This window comes from Janthinobacterium sp. GW821-FHT03C10 (genome assembly GCF_059420865.1).
Window position 1 is genome coordinate 552,031 of record NZ_JBWKUN010000001.1, and the last position, 18,419, is coordinate 570,449.

Here is an 18,419-nt window from a genome sequence, read left to right on the forward strand (position 1 = left end):
CTCGAATATGCTAAGTTGCGTCTGCAAATCTTGTCGACACGACCCTGGACGCCCATGCCACCCGAACTCCTCATCCTCGCCCCCAGCCCTTCGGCTGCCGTCAACGCGCAGCTGGAACAGCAATACACGTGCCACCACGCCTGGCAAGTGCCGGCGGACGAACGCCACGCCTGGCTGGCCGAACGGGCACCCGGCATCCGCGCCGTCGTCACGACGGGCGCGCTGGGCTTGAACGCCGGCGACATGGCCTTGCTGCCGAAGCTGGAAATCGTCGCCGTGAATGGCGTGGGCCTCGACGGCGTGGCGCTCGACCAGGCCCGCGCGCGCGGCATCGCCGTCACCACCACGCCGAACGTCTTGACCGATGACGTGGCCGATGTGGCGCTGGCATTGCTGCTGGCCAGCGCGCGGCACGTCGTGGCGCTCGACCGCTTCGTGCGCGACGGCGGCTGGGAGCGCCGCGAGGCCATCGCCCCCGCATTGAGCCTGCGCGGCAAGACGGCCGGCATCTTCGGTTTCGGCCAGATCGGGCAAGCCATCGCGCTGCGCCTGGCCGCCTTCGGCATCCAGGTCCGCTATTTCCAGCCGCGCGCCATCGCCGGCACCCAGGTGCCGCGCGCGGAGTCTTTGCTGGCCCTGGCGCAGGAAAGCGACTACCTTTTTGTTTGCGCGCCGGGCACGCCGGCCACGCGCAAGATCATCGACCGCAAGGTGCTCGACGCGCTCGGTCCGCAAGGCACGCTGATCAACATCGCCCGTGGCGCCCTGATCGACGAAGACGCCCTGATCGCCGCCTTGCAGGATGGCCACCTGGGCGCGGCCGGCCTCGACGTGTTCGCGGACGAACCGCGCGTACCAAACGCCCTGCGCGCCTTGCCCAACGTGGTGCTCACGCCCCACGTGGGCAGCCTGACCGTGGAAACGCGCCATGCGATGGGGCAACTGGTCGTCGATAACCTGGCCGCCCACTTTGCCGGCTTGCCGCTGCCCACGCCCGTGCGCTGACGCCGCGCCGCCGCGTCAGGGCCGCACCACCCAGCGCACGTCTTCCAGCGACAGCAGCAATTGCTCGGGCGCGCCGTCCGTAAAGAAGTTCAGGCGGAAATCCATGGCGGCGCCGCCGCCCGTGGTCGGCTGCTGCGTGTCATACCATTGCTGCACCTGGGCCACCAGCGCCATCGGCGCGGCGGGCGGCTGGGCCGCATCGATGGGCGCAAGCACGGCCGGCAGCAGGCTGACCGGCAGCGAGGTGCGGGGAAAGTCCGCCACGGCCGGCATCACGCTGTAGGAATAGCTGCCATCCATGGCGATGCGCACGCTGCCCGAGGCGCCCGTGAAGAGGGCGTTGAAGAAGCCCCTCATGTAGGCCGCCACGTCGCTGCCGCCCACCGGTGCGACTTGCCGCAAATCATAGCCTTGCCAGCTCAGGCGCGGCAGGATGGGGTCGCTGAACTTGACGACCGGCGTCTGGTACAGGAAGGCGGACATGGTCGACACCTGCGTCTGGCTGGGCGGGCACAGGTAGCGGTTGCGCTGCACGTACAGCGAGGCCTGGGCATTCTTGTACACCATCACGTTCAGCCCCGGCATGCGCACCTCGCGGCCGGTATTGGCCAGCGCGGCGGCGAACGACAGGTCGGGCGCGCCGGCGGCGATGGCCGCGTAGCGGTAGGCCAGCAGCGCATCGGGCGGCGTGGGCGCGGCCGGCGTGGCCCGGTATTGCTGCGCATCGATGTCGAGCACGGGCACGGGCACGCTGACGGCGCCATTGCTCAGGGTGCCGGCCTGCGGGTCGTAGGTGGCGGGCGCGCCGCCGACGGTGACATTGAGCAGCGCGTACCAGGCGTCGCCGTCGTGGTCTTCCAGGCGCGCGTCGAATTCCACGGCCACGCTGGCCTCGCCTTGCGCCGCCGCCAGCCGCGCGGCGCCGAAATGCCCGCCATAGCTGGCCGCCACCTGGGTCACCAGCTGCTGGAAGGCGGTGGTGGCCAGTGTTGCCTTGGCGATACTATCGACCGTGTCCTGCTTGCCGTCGAGGGGCGCGAGGAAAGCGTCGAGGTCGGCCGAGATGAGCGGATAGTTGCTGACGAAGGCGGCCAGCGCCGTGAACAGGTCGGGACCGGCCGCCGCGGACAGCCTGGCCGCCTGCGGCGGCACGTTGAGCACGACGCTGACGTGCACGGCATCCTGCGCCGCCTGGCGATAGGTATAGCTGAAACCGTAATCCCACTGGGCCAGCTGGGCCGGCTGCAAGCCGTCTGCGGCCAGGCGCAGTCGGCCGGCCTGCGGCGCGGCGGACGCGGTGGCGGTCTGCCGGTTGACCGTGGGCGGCACGGGCAGGGCGCGGTTCAGCACGGGGATATATTGCGTGCCATTGCCCAGCGCTACCTCGAACGGACCGGTGATGAACAGCAGCCACTGGCTTTGCGCGTAGTTTTCGATGCCGGGCACGAACTGCTGGTCGAATTCCATGTGCGTGATCTGATAGCGCAAGTCCAGCGGTACATAGGCCTGGCCTTCGACATTCTTCGAGATGAAGTTGAATGACAGCCGGCTCTGGTCCGGGGCGGCCGCGCCTTGCAGCGGCAGCCGGGTCGGGAACAAGGTGTAGTTCTGGTTGCCGTCGCCGGCCGCGCCGTCCGCGGTGCCGTCGGCGGCGCCCGCGCCGGCCGGCTGGCCGTACAGCGCGGGCGGTCCGGCCGCGTAGATACCGTCCGCGCCCGTGACCTGGTCCACGCCGTACACCACCACGGCGCCGGCGGCAAAGGCCGGCCCCAGGGTGGTCAGCAGCTGCTGCCGCATGGTGGCGGCCGCGCTGACGCGCGTGGCTTCGTCCGCGGCGCTGCTGCTGAGCACGGGGCTGACGGTGGCGCTGATGGCGTCGGCCAGCGTCTGTTTCGCCTTGAGTACGAGGCCCAGCTGGCCGCTTTGCAGCGGATCGGCGATGCCGTTGAGGCGATCGAGGATGTAGGCGGGCGGCGCATACGTTGCCGAGAGGAACTTGTCGACGGCGTCGAGACAGCTTTGCAGCCACAGGTTCAGGTCGACGCTGTTGAACGTCAGCGCATGCGGCGCATTGCCAGGATAGGCGTCGATGCTGACCGTGCGGCTTTCCAGCGAATTGGCGACGGGCAGCGGCGCATAGTAGCTGGCCTGCTGGCCCAGGCGGAAATGGATGCCCTGGCCGGGCGTGTCGCTGAAACGCACGGCGAACAATTGCTGCGTCTGCTGGCCGGCGCTGCCCACGCGCGTCAGCCCCGCGCCCGCGCGCATCGACCATTGCGGCGTCTTCAGGCACGCTTCGAGCGCCTTGGCAAACGTGGTGTAGCTGGACGCGCCGCCATCCGTGTCGGCCTGCGGCAGCACGGCGCTGACCACGCTGGCGCCGTCCGGCAGGGCCGCCAGCACGGGATCGAGCAGGATGGCCTGGCGCGTCAGCACCAGTGCCACGTCGAGCGCGATGCGGTTGGCGCCGGCCAGTTGCGCCAGCGGCACCGGCACCGACAGCGTGGCGGCGGGCGCCGTGGCGCTGCCGCCGCCGGCCAGGGTTTGCAGGTAGATGGCGCAGGCGGCGGCGAAGTCGCGCACCTGCCGCGCTTGGGCCTCGCCCAGCGGCTGCAGCGGCGTGGCCAGCAGGGAGTTGCTGAGGCAGATGCTCACCGCATTGCCGCTCAGTCCGGGCACGCCCAGGCCCGTATAGTCCTGGTGCAGCTGGAAGTACAGGCGCTGGTAGGTGGGCAAATCTTGCATCGCATCGGCGGGCGTGGCGTAGGCCAGGCCATCCATGCGCAAGGTCAGCAGCAGCGCGGGCGCGCCGCCCGCATCCGTGCCATACAGGTAGCTGGCCTGGACTTTCGGCCAGGAGGACAGGCCCAGCAGGCGATCCGTGTAGCGCAGCGCGGCGGGGGCCTGGTCCAATGCACCCGTGTAGCCGGCCGGCGGCGCCTCGAACGGCGTGACGGTGGTGTTGCCGAACAGGTCTTGCCAGCGCAGGGCCAGCGACGCATGGCCGCCCACGCCCAGGTAGGGATTGTCGGCGGCGGGCGGCAGGCCGGCCGGCGGATTGGCCGGCGCCGCATTGAGCGTGGCGAACGGCCGTCCCTGGCTGTTGTTGCCCAGGTAGCCCAGCGCCTGGCGGTAGTCGTAATCGGCCAGGGCCGCGGCCGCATAGCGCCGGCGGTGCGCTTCGCCATCGCCGTCGCCGTCGCCGTCGTTCGCATGGTCCTGCGGTCCGAAGGGCAGGCTGTAGGGACTGGGCAGGAAATACGGGTTGGCGCCCAGGCCGGCCGACAGCGTGTTGTACAGCGCGGACAGGGTCGCTTGCGCATACTGCCGCTGTTGCTGCGGCGTGGGATCGGGCGGCAGCACGGGCACGCCGTCGTTGGTGCGCTCGAGCTGGAATGACAGGTTGCCCGGCGCCAAGGTCGCTTGCGCATCGAGGGCCAGGCTGTTGACGTCGAGCACGGCGCCATCGGCGTACAGGCCTTCGGTGGCGGCCGCGCCCAAGGCCAGGGCGTCCACCGACAGGCCATAGTAGGCGGCCAGGGCGGCGAAGGTATTGCCGGGACCGTCAGAGGCGGCGGGCACGCGATAGACGAGCGGCGGAATGCGCATGGTCGCGCCCAGCGCCACCGTCACGCCGGGATTGTAGGCGGCGATCTGCGCCGCGCTCAGCGGGGTGGCGCCGGCCGAGTAATACGCGGCCAGCCGCTCGAGCGCCTGCGCGGGCGCGGCCATGTCTTGCTGGTTCAGCTGGTGCAGGATGCCGGCCACGGGCACGCTGGCGCCGGCGCGCAGCGGCAGCACAGCGTTTTGCCGCGCCAGCTGTCCCACGCCCATGCCGTATGTGGCGGCCAGGGCGGCCAGGGTAGCCGTGGCGGCCCGCGCCAATGGCTGGGTCCTGGCCGGCTTGCTCAGCGATTCGAACACCAGCACGTCCTGCTGCGGATCGATCGCCTGCGTCGTCAGCAGGGCGTTGACGAAGTTCGGCACGGTGCCGGCGGCGCCGGCCGCCTGGCGCGCCAGCGGAACCACCAGGGTCAGCGTGGCCGTGCCCGTGGCGTCGAAGACGGAAGGGGGCAGGCCGGCGCCCGACACCATGTCCTCGAAATACAGATAGTAGCCGCCGCCGCGCACCACCGATTGCTCCCACAGCAGCTTGATGAATTGCGAGGGGCTGTTGGCTATGCCGCGCGGCAAGGCGGTATTCGCCGCGTCCAGCAGCATGCGGCTGGCCGGCGGATGGCTTTCCGTGGACAGATTGGTTTGCGTCAGGAAGCACAGGTAGTCGGCATCGGCCTGGCCCGTCAGCGCCACCTGGTCGCTGCCGCCTTCGCTGTACAGCAGGAACAGGCCGGCCGCCAGGGTTTCGCCCACGGCGGCCATGCCGCTCAGCAGGTATTGCAGGCGCTGGGCATCGGCGGCCGACGGTCCCACCAGCTCGTAGACGTGGGCCAGGGTAGCGGCGCTGGCCAATGCGGTGCCGCTGGCGTCGTTGGTGGCCACGGTGGCGGCCGGCATGCGCGTGATCTGGAAGTCCACCCGCGTGGCGTAGGCATAGCCGCTCACGTCCTGGAACACCGTGCTGCTGCTGTTCGGTGGCGTGTTGCCGATGCGGGGACGATAGGCGGGCATCAGGGCCAGCATGTCCGCGTATTGCGCCTGGGTGTACAGCGCCTGCAGCGTGTCCTGGCGCTGGGCGATGCTGGCCAGCATGGCGTCGGGCAATTGCCACAGATACGGCGCGGGCGTGGCCTGGCTGGCGGCGGCGCGCGCCGCCGTAGCGTCGCCCGACGTCACGGCCGTCAGGCGCGCCAGGTCGGCGGTGATCCAGGCGGCGTAGCCTGCCGCAGGGAATTGCCGCGGCTGCAAGGAAGCCAGCGGCAGGATCTGCAGCGTTGGCGATGGCACGAAGCTGCCCGCCTGCGCATACGCCAGCACGCCCGACAGCAAGCCGTAGGCGGCGTCCAGGTCGATGGGCAGGCTGGTGCCGGGCGCGCCGGCGAAGGTGATGAAATCGAGGGCGACGCCATGCGACATGGCATTGCGTCCCAGGCCGATGCGGTAGCCGCCGGCGGCGCTGGCGGGCGTGGGGAATTGCTGGCCCGTCAGCTGGTACAGCGCGTAGTCGGTCTGCGTCTTGCTATACAGGAAGGACGGCGACAGGCTCAGGCCCGGCGCCACTGGCAGACGCAAGCCATAGGTGACGAAGCGCGCGACCTGGCCGGCGGCCTGGGCCACGGCGCCGCTGGCCTGCACGCCTTGCCACAGCTGCTCCAGCGGCAAGGCGTCGAGGCGGGCGATGGCGAGCCGGCCCGGGGCCGCGGCGAACAGATTGGCGACGCCGGCATTGTCGCGCCCCAGCGCGGCGACTGTGGCGGCGAAGCGGCTGGCGATGCCGGCCAGGGTATCGCCGGCGGCCGAGGCATAGGCCAGCGGCGGCACGGCGAGGATGGCCGTCGGCAGCAGCAGGTCGGCGCGCGCATACAGCGACGCCTGCTGCGCCAGGGCGGCCAGCGGCACGCCCAGCGCGGCGGCGATGGCGCCGAAGCTGTCGCCGGGCGCGGTGACGTGGCTGACGGCGCCGGCGCCGAAGTCGAAGACCAGCGTCACGCCCGTGCGCAGCGCGCGCGGCGCCGCATTCGCGCCGATCAGCTGGGCCGCGGTGGTTTGCCAGCGCCCGCCGGCGCCGGCCGGATCCGTGTAGCGGGCGGCGATGGCGGCCAGCGTATCGCCGGCCTGGATCACGGCGGACAGGCCGCCGACCTGCAGCGGCAGCGCGCCGTTCAGCGGGTACGCGGCATTCGGCAGCGACACGTCGTCCGCGTCGATGGCGTTGCCGGCCCCGTTGAAGGCGGCGACGATGCCGGCGATGCTGTCGCCCGGCTGCAGCGCATAGCTGTAATTGTCGAAGGCATCGATGGCCGATTGCAGCAGCGCGCGGCCGATCAGGCTGAAGACGTCGACGAAGATGAAGGCCGCCATCGATTCGGGCTCAGCATCGTCCTGCGCCAGCAGCGCGGGCCTGGCGGGCGCCTTGCCCACCTTGGCGGCCACCTGGCGCAGCACGCCGGCCACCGTGCTGCGGTACTGTTCCGTCGCCGTGGCGTAGGTCTCAAGGTCGATCGCCTGCGTGCCGGCGCCCCCTTGCGGGTCGGGCACGTCCAGCCGCAGGCCGTCGAACAGGGGGAATAGCGTGGCGCCGTCCATATTGGCGCCCGGCGCGCTGATGTTCACGGTGAAGCTGTCGGCGAGCAATTGCAGCAGGTCGCCCATGCCGAATGGCTGCATGGCGGGGTCGGCCAGCACCTGGATGCCCGCCACCAGCTGCGCCAGCGTGACGCTGGCGGCCGCGGCGGCAGCCAGGTCCAGCGCCGCGCCGTCGTCCCGCGCCGCCGGCTGCAAGGCGTCGAGCAGCCACGGGAAATACGCCGTGCACAGCAGGTCGAACGAGGTCGTGCCCGTTCCCGCGCCGCCGGCGGCCGGGTCCGGCGCATCCATGGCGAACAGGCAGACGAACGCGCCTTGCTGCGCGCTGCTGGCCGTGGCGCCCTGCGGCGCCAGCACCGTGAATTGCGGCGCCGTCACCAGCTGCAGCACCGGCTTGGCACCGGTGCGCAGCACGCGGCGCGGCTGGCGGCGCGGCCCGGCGCGCAGCATGGCGGCCTGCAATTCCATCGGCAAGGTGCGCGCGCGGCCGCGCGCCAGGCTGTCCAGGCGCAGCGCGCCGCCGCCATCCCACGGCGCGCGGCTGTCGCTGCCGATGCGGAATTGCGCGCTGACGGTGGCGGAAAAGCCCACGGAAATGGTGAAGCTGAAGATGCCCAGGTCGATCTTGACGCGCAGGCTGATGCGCACCGAAGCCGTCACGGACAGGGGGATGGCGCGGTAGGATTCGTAGCCGATCTGCACCGACACGGTGATGTTGACGAGCAGCGAAGCGCTGATGATCTTCAAGTCCACTTCGCCGTACAGCATGCCGATCACGCCGAACGTGCCCGTCAGCTTGAAGTAGCTGCTTTCCTGGACGCTGCCGGACGCTCCGGCATTCGCCAGCGCGACGGCGTTGGCGCGGTCGTACGGATGGTAGGTGGCGATCACGCCTTCGATGATGCCGAACACGGTCAGCGCGAAGCCCGCTTTCAGCGGCCCCTTGACGAAGTTGTAGCCCAGGCCGAGCTGCAGGCCCAGGCCGAAGACGATGACGGGATTGAAATAGCCGAGCTCGGTTTTCGGCACCTGCGTCGCCGTCGCGCTCGACAGCTTGCCGAAATACACGCCGCCCGAGCCCATCACCGGCACGCCGTAGACGATGGCGCTGAAGCTGAACGAGCGCGTAAAGTCCATATTGTAGGGAAAGCCGATGTCGATCAGGAAATCGCCATTCGTGTAGATCTTGATGCCGATCATCGGCAGCACCACGCTGACGGCGCCGAAGTTCAGGTTGCGTATGCTGTCGGGGAAGGTGAAGTCGATCTGGAACAGGCCCACGTCGTCGCTGATCTTCTTGTACAGGATATCGACCACCAGGCCGGCCAGGCCGCCCATCTTGGGGCTGCCCAGGGTCAGGCGCAAGCCGTACAGGTTGGGATCGTTGAAGACGATCTGCACGTCGACGGCCCACACGCCGGCGGTCTGCAGCACGCCGAAATGCGCGGCGATCAGCCAGTTGCTGTCCGGCTGGTAATACGGCTGGCCCGGCACGCCGCTGCCCGGGTTGACGGGATTGTTCTTGCCCGTGGTGGGCGGCACGCCGGCCAGCGCGTCGATGACGGCCTTGGTCGAGCTGAAGTCGGTCGCGCCGTTGATGGCCACGCGCTGGCCCAGCATCAGCAGGAAGACCTTGAAATAGCTGGAACCGGCGCCCGGCACGCTGGGCATCTCTTCCACGTCCTGTCCCTTGTTCGGGTCCAGCAAGTCGCCCATGCTGCCTTTGAGCAATGGCGGTACGCTGGCGTCCAGCGCCAGGGTCACCTTGCCGTCCGTATTGCGCTTGAAGACGATGCTGCGGATGACGATGAATCCCAGGTTGAGGGGCGAACTGAGCGTGTAGGTGGCGCTGAGGCGGTTCTTTTCGCCGCTTTTCAGCGACACGTTGATGGACAGGCCGTCCAGCGTGACCTGGTTCAGCAAGTCCCACGGCGACGGCAGCACGAAATACGGATCGCCCAGCGTGCGCACGAGCGCCTGGATCAGGCTGCCCAGCGACCAGCCCGCCAGGGTGAAGCTGAGCATCTCGTTGCCGCTGGTATAGGTTGCCGTGAAGCCTTCCCAGCTCACGTACAGCGTGTGGTTCGGCCCCTTGTCCGTCGGCTGGAACGCATAGCCGAAGCCCAGTTTCAGATTGATGGCGGTATAGATCCAGACGGCATCGGCCTTGCCCGAGAATTGCTGCGCGGCCGGCTTGGCGCCGTCATACTGCACCGAGAGCGTGGCTTTCTGCAAGCCGATCTGTTGCTGGCCGAGCAGGAACAGCCAGGTGAAGGTCGTGTCGACCGTGTAGCTGGTGGCCAGGTCCGTGCTGGGCTTGCCGCTGGGAATGACCGCTTCGATGGCGAACGCGGAAATCTTCAGGTTGCCCGGCAAGAAGACGGGGAAATCATAGATGCCGCCGGCGGCAAAGAATTGCTTGATCATCTCGCCCACGTCGAGTTCCTGCGCGAGCGAGGCGGAGAGGGTCCAGCGGGGCGGCGTTTCCTGGCTGCTGTAGGCCACGCTGACGGCCGCCTGCAGGCTGGCGCCCACGCCCAGCAAGCCGGAAATGGAACCGGCCCAGGCCGTGCCGGCGCCTGCCTTGCCGGTGTCGGCCAGGACCAGCGCGCCTTCCTGCTTGTCCGCGGCCACCGTGGCGCTGATGCCCGACAGGCTGATCTGGCCTTCCGAAATGCTCAGGATGGGCGCGCCGCCCACCGTCAGGAAGGACAGGCTGATGGCGTAGTCGCTGGAAAACGCGAAGGACTGGGCCGCGCCGTCTATGCTCAGCACGATATTCGACACCTCGGCCTGGATGCTGTCGGGCAGACTGACGAGGCCGTTCGAGACGACGGACAGGAAATCCGACAGCGTGGCCTTGCCGGGAAAGCTGGCCTGGAACAGCTGCGCCGAGTTGAACTGCACCTCGAATTCGCCTCCCGGCGTGCCGTCGAGGTTGCGAAATACCGTGGGCAACAGGGTGAAGGTGGTGCCGAACAGGTATTCATAGCGCGACTTTCCGCTGGCCTTGCTCGCCAGCGGCTGGTACGCCGTCCAGTCGAGGAAGAACGAGGTGACGGTAAAGCTCAGCGCCGGCGTGGGCGCCGGGATGGGCTGCCAGCTGAGATCGCGCACGCTGCGCAGCTGCAGCGTGACCTGGTCCACCGTGGGCACCGCCTTGGGCGGGATGCTGCCGCTGATGGTCATGCCGCCGAGGCCGAACGACGTCAGGAACTCCTGCAGCACGGCCGGGGTGGCGCGGAAATAGCTGGCGCCCCCGCCGATCAGGCTGATGGCGGCGCCGGGACTGAGGGGCGGCCCGTCGCTGCCCGCTTCCAGGCTGACCGTGTAGTTGCCGTCGCCGTCGGCGTTCGATGGCTGCAGCAGCAGCGACAGCGTGTAGTCGGCGGCGCCCGCGCCTTCCACGCTGAGCGTGGCCGTCAGGGCCAGCGTGGCGGCCTGGTCGCCGTCGGCCGCTTCCTCGTCGGCCGGTTCGCCTTCGCCGCGCTGCAGCAGCTGCATGCCGTCGTCGAGCAGCAGGGCGTCGGGCGGCGGCGCATCGACGGGCGGCGGGATCGTCACGGTCAGGCTGGGCGCGGCCACGCGCAGGTAGCCGGCGAACGTGCAGTCGAGCTCGCTGAGCGTGGCCGACAGCACGCCGCTGGGCATCAGGCCGCCCAGTTCGAACGTCTTGCCGTCGTACAGTGCCATGTCCAGGTAGCCGCCGATCTGCAGCTTGCCCGGCGGCGCCGCCAGGTCGGAAAACAGTTCCAGAAAGGGCGTGACGAAGGCGGGCAGGGCCACACTGGCGCTGAGGTTCTGCTTGGCGCCGCCCGTGACGGACAGCGCGCCGTCGCCGCCCCAGGGATAGACGCCGTCGGCGCTGGAAAACACCAGCAGCGCGTCCGCCAGCGGCAACTCGCTGAACGGCCAGCCGCCCATGAAGGGAAAGCTGCTGTCCCAGTTCCAGTCGGCGGGACTGGCGGCCACCTGCACCACCAGCACGGCCGCGTCATCCCCGTCGTCATCGTCGTTGGCGCCCGGCGCGCGCGCGGCGGCAGGCTGCGTGGAAAACACCAGCGTGGCCGGGGTGTGCAGCAGGCCGCCGATGAAGGGCAGGCTCGCCTTGCTGACCGTAAACACGCCGTCGCTGACGGCGCCCACGTCGGCGGCCGCGCAGCTGATCAGGAACCGCGCCGCGTCGATCTGGAAGGCCTGGCCGATGATGGCGTCGAATTTTTCGGGCGGCGCGACGTCCGGGTCGGCCAGGCCCGCTTCCAGGAAGGCGGCATCGAGGGCGAACGGGCCGCTGCTGGCGGCGTTGACGATGGCTTGCTGCAGGTTTTCCAGCGCGGTATCGGTGGTGGCCATACGAACTTGCTCCTTGAATCAGTCATGATGTCCAGGGCGGACGCTCGCACCCGCCCGGACGCTCTGTCTACAGCACGGCAAACAGCGCCAGGTGGTCGCTGGTGCTGCGCAGGTAGCCGTAATTGGCCCAGCCGTTCAGCGTGCGCGCCTGGCCCACGGCATACACGGCCGCCGGCGATTGCGGCCAGGCCATGCCGGCAGGCACGTTCGGAAATTGCGCGGGCAGCGGGCGCGTGCCGGTGGGCACGCCAGGGGGCATGGCGCCCGCCAGCGCGAACGGCGTGCCCGAGACGGGATTCATCACCGTGAACTGGTAGTTATTCGCCGGCACCAGCGGGTTGACGAGCATATTGTCGATCGAGAAAAAGTTGCTGACCATATCGCTGCCGATATAGTTATAGCCGGGATACGGCGACGCCAGCAGCGGGCCGCCGGCCGTATTGTCGGACCACAGGAAGCGCGATTGCTGCGTCAGCTGCTGCTTGGTGCGCTTGGGGCGGATATGCGTGGCCAGGTAGCCCTGGTAAGCGTCCAGCGTCAGGTTGGCGGCCGCCGGCATGACGGGCGGCGGGTCCAGCAGCGGTATGTAGTTGATCGCGCGCAACTGGTCGTAGGCCGTGGTCCGCCCGCCCGCCGCGGGCGGCTGCGCGTAGATGGCGTTCAGGTTGAAGTCGCCGCAGATCAGCTTGATTTCATTGTGCGGCGCGCCGGCAGGCGCCGCCGCCACGTCGAGCACGCCGCGCAGCAGGATATTGATGAAATTGGTGGCGCCGCCGTGGTTGGGCGGCGCATGCACGGCAAACAGGGTCAGGTTGCGCGTGATGGCGTTGGCCTGGTTGGTTTCCACGAAACTGACCATGAAGGGCTGGCGCAAGCCGTTGAAATTGACCAGGCCGCCAGCGATGGGCGGCGTGGCTGGCGCCAGTGCGGGCGCGAAGGCGATGCGCGCCGCCGCCATGCCCTCGGCCAGGCCGCCGTTGTACTGCGCGCCGGCCGGGATGGTGCGCGCCGGCTGGCCCGGCGGGTTGAGCAAATCCTGGATGTTGGACGCGCCGGCGCCCCCGGCCGGGTAGGCGGCGGGCACGGCGCCGGCCGCCACGGCCGACACGCCGCCGCCCGTCCACACGTTCGGCCCCGTGAAATAGCGCCGCACTTCCGTGGGCGTGCCAACCGTGCCCGATATGCCGCGGTACAGCACGGCGACCGATTCCGTGCGCCCGCCCGTGCCCACTTTCAGCGGCGGCACCATGCGCCAGGCAGCGCGGTTGGGGTCGGCGACGTCGTTGCGCAGCTGTTGCAGCAGGAAGATCGCGCCCTGCAGGCCGCCCGTGTCGGGCGCCAGGTCGCCGGCGCCGGCCGCGCTGGCCGACACCTCGATCAGGACGAAGATATCGGGCTGCGTGGCGCGCAGGATGGTCAGGATGTGGTTGCAGCGCTGCTGCGCGGCCACGGCCGGCAGGTTGCCGCCGCAGCGGCCGCCTTCACCATAGCGGGGCCGCTTGCGGCTGGGATTGTTGACCTTGTTGATGCCGAAGTTCTCGATATTCCAGTACACGACGTTGGTCATGCTGCGCTCCCCAATGAAATGGCAGGCAATGGCAGCGCGGACAGTTCCGGCTCCTGCCGGGCGGCCGCATCGGCGATGTACGCGGCATACCAGCCCAGGCTGCCCGTATTCTTCGGGTCGCCAAACAGGAAGAACTGGATGTTCGCGTCGGGCGGCAGCTTGGCGATGCCGAGGAACTTGATGGCGATGTTGTCGAGCCGCAGGCAATAATAGTAGGAGTCGCCGCCGGGCACTTTTTGCCGCATCAGCCCGATATTGTCGATGGCCAGCTTGAAGATGCCTTGCAGGCTGATCAGCCTGGCGCCCGGTGCCGCGCCCGGCAGCGACAGGCCGACGAAGACGGCTTGCTCGTCGTCGCCGGCCGTGCTGGCGGGCGACCAGGCCAGCAGCAGGGTCGAATGGAAGCCGGCGGCCGAGACGAGCGCGCCCGGCCCGCCCATGGTGACGTCGTACACGACGCCGTGCCAGGGCCCGCCAAGCGTGCCCAGGTTCAGCGCCGTGCTGACGGGCAGGAAGCCGAAATCGGCCGGCTTTTGCCCGTCGGCGGCGGCGATAAAGCCCGACAGTTCCAGGCCGAAGCCCTTGAACAGGCTGTCCGGCCTGGCCTGGCTGGCGTCGAGGTCGTAGGCCAGGTTGGCCGTCACCTCGTCGAAGCGCACGGCCGACGGCGTCGTCTGCGGATAGCGCATGTCGATCACCAGGTTGGAAAAGGCCAGGCCTTCGCCGTCCGGCGGCAGGTCCGGCGCCAGCGCGCCGAACGACAGCAGGTCCAGCGCGGCGCCCGTGCGGTCGTCCAGGCTGGCGAAGTCCAGCGTGCCCCAGACGGAAAAACGGTTCAGCACGGTCGCGCCCGCGTCCGTGGTGCCCAGGCAGTTGAACTGGATGCGCTGGAAAGCCACGTGGCGCAGCAGGTTGCTGTCGAGACTGAATATCGACGGCGTGGCTTGCTCGAAGATGTAGATGCCGGTGCCATTCTGGTCGATATAGCTGCCGTCGAGGACCACGCCGTTGTTCGGCATCGCATTGCCGCCGAAGGTGGTGGCCGTCACGCGCGAGCCGAGCAGGCCATTCACGGCCAGCTGCACGTAGCTCTTGAAGGTCTTGATGACGGCATTGTCGAACAGCACCTGCAATTGCAGCACGCGGAACGCATAGTTGTCGGTGTCGGGCAGGGCGATGGGCGTATCGGGCGGCAAGCCGTTGCGCTGGCCGGCGGCGAAGGCCGGGTCCTGGTAGTCGACCAGGCCGAAGGTGCTGGAATTGCCGTCGAGGGTGATGCTGCCGTCGCCATGCACCGTCACGCGGCTGGCCGTGAAGCCGAAATGGTGGGCGACGAAGCGCGTCAGGTCGAGGCCGGCCGCGATGCCCTGCAGGCCAGCGGGCAGGCTGGACGGATCCAGGTCCGCCTGCAGCACCAGCACGCCCGTCCAGGCGGGATCGCTGACCAGTTCCAGGAAATGCCGGTACGGCGATTCGGGCTTGTCCGCCGCCAGCACCTCGGCCGCTTCGATGAGATCCTGCAGCCACTGCGACAGCCCCGTGTAGGCGATGCCCTGGACGCCGGGGCCGGCGTCGGCGGCCAGCGAAAAATCGGGCGCGCCCGACCAGGCGTTCGGATTGGCGACGCGTTCCCTGACACTGCCGCTGCAATACTTGAGCAGCATCACGTTGCGGTAGGACGTGGGCGTCACGCCGACGCCCACCTGCGCTTGCATGGTCCAGCCCGCGATGCCCACGGTATTGTCGAAGCGCGCGCCGCCGTCCGACAGGTGGGCCGCGTTGACGGCCACCAGGAACAGCTGGTTGGTCTGCAAGGCATCCTGCAAGGTGGCGTCCGGGAAGCGGAAGCCGAACGGCAAGACCTGGCCGCCGGCGCCCAGGGTCTGGCCCAGGGTCACCGACAGGAAGGCGTCCTGGTCCTGCGCCTGGCTGGACACGGTGGCGACGGCGCCCTGCGGCGTGGTGCGGTAGTGCGGCGCTTCCGCCACCGCTTCGCCGGCGGCCAGCCCGCGCACGCGGCGGCTGGCGGCCGCGCGCGCCTGCCAGGTGGCGCCGGCGCCGCTGGAAATGACGGCCTTGCGCGTGGCGGCCACGATGCTGCTTTCAAAGCTCGACAGCAGGGCGGCATCGATGTCCAGCGGGCCGCCGCTGACGGCGCCGCCGTACGGCAGCAGGGGAAAGGCGTGCGCGGCGCCCTGCGGCACGGGCAGCGCGGGCGGGGTCGAGGCGAGCACGGTGTCGGCGGCCACGGCGCGCAGCAAGGCGGCCTCCCGGGCGGCCGGCGGCAGGCCGTACATGGGACTGCCCGCCGGCTCCGCATGGTATTGCGGCATGGCCGCGCCGCCCTTCAGCACGCTGGCCCAGCAACTGAGGTAATCGGCCGTCAGCGGCGTGGCCACGTTGCCGGAATCGGGCAAGTCCAGGGTCGCGGCCTGGAACGGGAAGACGGGCGCGAAGGCGGGCGAGGCGGGCACGAACAGCAGGCTGTCGTTCTCCGGCGCGGCGCCGTCATAGGTGGTCATGCTCAGCTGTTCAGAGCCGAAGATGCCGCATAACAAGTTTATCTGCGTCCCCGCCGCCTGGCCGCTGGCGCTCAGGCCGAAGCGCCCGGCCGGCGTCACCAGGGCCTTGCTGGTCGCGGGCGCAGACGGTGAGCGCGCGGCGCAGCCAAAGGCCAGGGCGCCCGACTGCAGGCCGATCACGGGCGGCTGCCCGCTGGCGGCGCCCAGCGGCAGCAAGGCCGTCGCATGGCCCAGCGCCGTGCGGTAGGTGGACGGCAAGGCGGGCTGGCCGGCCGGCAGCAGGCCGCAGCGCAATACGCCTTCCAGCCTGGCCTGGGCGGACAGCTTCTGATTGTAGGGATCGAGCGGGTCGACCGTGCCGACCCAGGCCAGGCTGGCGGGCAGCGCGGCGGGCGCGCTCAGCGCCGGGTAGAACAGCTGCTGCAGCTGGCCGCTGGCCGTGTCGCGCGCGCTCAGGGGGAAGCCGACGGCCAGGCCGCCGGGGCCGAAGGTGACGGCAGGGTTGACGGTGGCCGTAAACGTCAGGCAGCCCGCATTCGCGCCCTCCAGCGGCACGAAAGTGCGGATCGTATTGCCGCTGCCCGTGACGCGTATGCCGATATCGCCGGCGTTGCGCTGGAAGGCCAGCGCCGGCGGCGTCGCCAGCGGCGCGGACAGCCGCAGGCTGCCGTTGGCGGCGTCGATGGACAGGCCGACGCCGGACAGCACGTTGAACAGCAGGTCCTGTCCCAGCCGGAAATTGACGTTGGTGCTGGTGGCAAAGCCCTTGGTCAGCGGGTTATAGCTGTAGCTGCAGCCGTAGTTCTTGAAGGGATCGGCCGGCGCCGCATCGGCGTCGCGCAGCCACAGCAGCGCGTTCAGGTTCAGTCCCGGCGCCGACGACTGCAGGTCGATATACGCGGCGAGGGCGGCGATGAAGGGGCCGGGCGCCGCCTCCAGTGCCGCCGGACGGGCGCTGGCGAACACGTAGCTGCCCATGCGCTGCGGCGACAGGCTGTCGGCATAGCCGATGCTGTCCGGGGGCGTGGCCGGCGGCGCGACGGGCGGCAGCAAATAGCCGGCCCAGGCATGGCCCGCCCGCGGCGGCGCTTCATACAGGCTGACCTTGCTGGCGGGATCGGTGGCGACGAAGCTGAAACCCATGACAACCTCCACTCAAGACGCGACTCGGGCTGCGATGCGGCGGCATGGCGCGCCGCGCGGCATCGCAATCGTTTACAACGGGTGGGCCCGGAAAGGGCGGCGGATGGCCAGGCGGGCTGCCTGGATGCGGTGGCGGGCGGCCATCCGGGGCGCCCGCCCGCAGGCGGACGCGGAACCGCCGCTTACTGCGAGTTGGAGGTGAAGGTGGCCAGCACGAAGCCCGTGTAGGTGTACACGGTGCCGCTGTCGACGATGTCGCCGGACAGCAGCACGTTGTACAGCCCCGTGCTTTGCGGCGAGTAGGTGACCGTCAGGCCGGCTTTCCACGTGACGACGCCATTGCCCGTGTCGCTGGCCAGCTTGGCCGTGGTGAAACCGGTGCTGACGCTGGGATTCCAGTACGTGGTGCGGCCCTGGAACTGGAAGGCGATGCCGGTCTGGTTGTTGCTGTCGCTGCTGGCGATGGACAGCGCGAGGCTGTTCGGCGTGGTGTTGGTAGTGACGCTTTGGCCGGCGGCCAGCGTATGGTTGGTGACTTCGACGCGAGGTAAGTTAGACATGACATTCTCCATGAGGTGATATCGGCCTGCACTTGCGGTGGGCGCCCCGTGGCCGACAGGTCCGGGGCAGTTGGGTAAGTCGGTGGAAAACGGTATGGCAACGGCTTTGCGACCATGCCATAAAAATATGGCAGGACAATACGCAATTTCAAATAAAGACAAGACATTTGATATTCATCAATCCGGAATGGATGAATATATTTCTTATTTACTTATTCAAAAAATAGTTTCCGGCTATTCGGCATATAAGCATGCCGGTTGATGCGCATCACGAGTAGCGATTCTATGCCTATTTTTTTGCGCGATTCTCTCGAATTGTCGCAAAGGCAAGAATGGCGCGGCATCCGGGTGCGGCGGCAGGCAAGCCGGGGCTAGGCAGGCAGGGAATGCAATTGAATATAAACGGTTTATTGATTTAAATAGAGGGCATGCGGGGATTTACTGCGCATTTATCGACCCTTTACGGCGCGGTTGGCGCGGGCAGGGCCGGACAACGCTCAAAAACGGCCACCACCTTGCCAGTCAGCGTGTATTGCGTGCCGTCATCGAGGATGGGGCCATCGATGAGGATTTGATATTGCTGCGGACCGAGCGCCTGGAAACGCAGGGTCAGTCCTTTCTGGAACGTCACGATGGTATCGCCGCGGTCGGCGTCCAGCTGCAGCAGGATAGTCGCTGTCGACAATAAAACCGTCCAGTACGCGGTGCCGTTGGCGCGCAGCGCCACCAGGGTGTTGTCATTGATATCGTTGCTGGCCGTGGCGACGGCGTCGCTGTTGACCGTCAGCGCCATGGTTTGCGGCGCCCGGCACGCGGGGGCCGGTTCGGCCAGCTGGCGCGCCAGCGCCGGGGCGTCGCCGCCGAGCGATAGCAGCAGCACGGCAGCCAGCCAGGGGCCGCGCCAATTCAGCTGATACATGGTGGAGGTGGTGTCCCGCGCATGCGGCCCATCGTAGCGAAATTCGGCCGGAAGAGCAAACGCATGGCGGCCGCGGCGCGGCGCCACGACCGCCATCCCCATCTGCTATCATCGTGCCGTTTTGGCCGGCGCCGCGGGCGCCGCTC

7 protein-coding genes are annotated in these 18,419 nt (G+C 68.9%); 2 read left to right on the plus strand and 5 right to left on the minus strand.

Annotation, left to right across the window (positions count from 1 at the left end; all coding sequences use genetic code 11):
• Positions 1–54 precede the first annotated feature (54 nt).
• A complete protein-coding gene (locus tag AC07VH_RS02165; protein ID WP_494786612.1) occupies positions 55–1,005 on the plus strand; it encodes a 2-hydroxyacid dehydrogenase in 951 nt (316 codons plus the stop codon).
• A gap of 15 nt (positions 1,006–1,020) precedes the next feature.
• Here AC07VH_RS02165 and AC07VH_RS02170 read toward each other — a convergent pair whose 3' ends face one another.
• From AC07VH_RS02170 to AC07VH_RS02185, 4 genes are all read right to left on the minus strand, one after another.
• On the minus strand, positions 1,021–11,562 hold the full coding sequence (locus AC07VH_RS02170) for a LysM peptidoglycan-binding domain-containing protein (RefSeq protein WP_494786613.1): 10,542 nt from the start codon (positions 11,560–11,562) through the stop codon (positions 1,021–1,023).
• Positions 11,563–11,629: 67 nt separating this feature from the next.
• On the minus strand, positions 11,630–13,129 hold the full coding sequence (locus AC07VH_RS02175; protein ID WP_494786614.1) for a hypothetical protein: 1,500 nt from the start codon (positions 13,127–13,129) through the stop codon (positions 11,630–11,632).
• Positions 13,126–16,794: a hypothetical protein gene (locus AC07VH_RS02180; protein ID WP_494786615.1), complete on the minus strand. Its 3,669-nt coding sequence runs from the start codon at positions 16,792–16,794 to the stop codon at positions 13,126–13,128. Before AC07VH_RS02180 ends, AC07VH_RS02175 begins: the two co-directional genes overlap by 4 nt.
• 182 nt (positions 16,795–16,976) lie before the next feature.
• Positions 16,977–17,354, minus strand: coding sequence for a hypothetical protein (locus tag AC07VH_RS02185; protein ID WP_230538010.1), 378 nt, complete (start codon positions 17,352–17,354; stop codon positions 16,977–16,979).
• 94 nt (positions 17,355–17,448) lie between these two features.
• On the opposite strand from AC07VH_RS02185, the gene AC07VH_RS02190 reads away from it, so the two are divergent.
• The gene (locus tag AC07VH_RS02190) at positions 17,449–17,616 is read left to right on the plus strand and encodes a hypothetical protein (RefSeq protein ID WP_475417629.1); all 168 of its coding nucleotides are present in this window, start codon (positions 17,449–17,451) and stop codon (positions 17,614–17,616) included.
• Positions 17,617–17,814: 198 nt separating this feature from the next.
• On the opposite strand, the gene AC07VH_RS02195 is transcribed toward AC07VH_RS02190, so the two are convergent.
• Positions 17,815–18,375 carry a hypothetical protein gene (locus tag AC07VH_RS02195; protein ID WP_475417630.1) on the minus strand — a complete coding sequence of 187 codons (561 nt, stop codon included), beginning with the start codon at positions 18,373–18,375 and terminating at the stop codon, positions 17,815–17,817.
• Positions 18,376–18,419: the final 44 nt, after the last annotated feature.

Coding starts and splice junctions, on each gene's coding strand:
- AC07VH_RS02165 (WP_494786612.1), top strand. CDS start 55: ATGCCACCCGAACTCCTCATCCTCGCCCCCAGCCCTTCGGCTGCCGTC.
- AC07VH_RS02170 (WP_494786613.1), bottom strand. CDS start 11,562: ATGGCCACCACCGATACCGCGCTGGAAAACCTGCAGCAAGCCATCGTC.
- AC07VH_RS02175 (WP_494786614.1), bottom strand. CDS start 13,129: ATGACCAACGTCGTGTACTGGAATATCGAGAACTTCGGCATCAACAAG.
- AC07VH_RS02180 (WP_494786615.1), bottom strand. CDS start 16,794: ATGGGTTTCAGCTTCGTCGCCACCGATCCCGCCAGCAAGGTCAGCCTG.
- AC07VH_RS02185 (WP_230538010.1), bottom strand. CDS start 17,354: ATGTCTAACTTACCTCGCGTCGAAGTCACCAACCATACGCTGGCCGCC.
- AC07VH_RS02190 (WP_475417629.1), top strand. CDS start 17,449: ATGGCAACGGCTTTGCGACCATGCCATAAAAATATGGCAGGACAATAC.
- AC07VH_RS02195 (WP_475417630.1), bottom strand. CDS start 18,375: ATGGGGATGGCGGTCGTGGCGCCGCGCCGCGGCCGCCATGCGTTTGCT.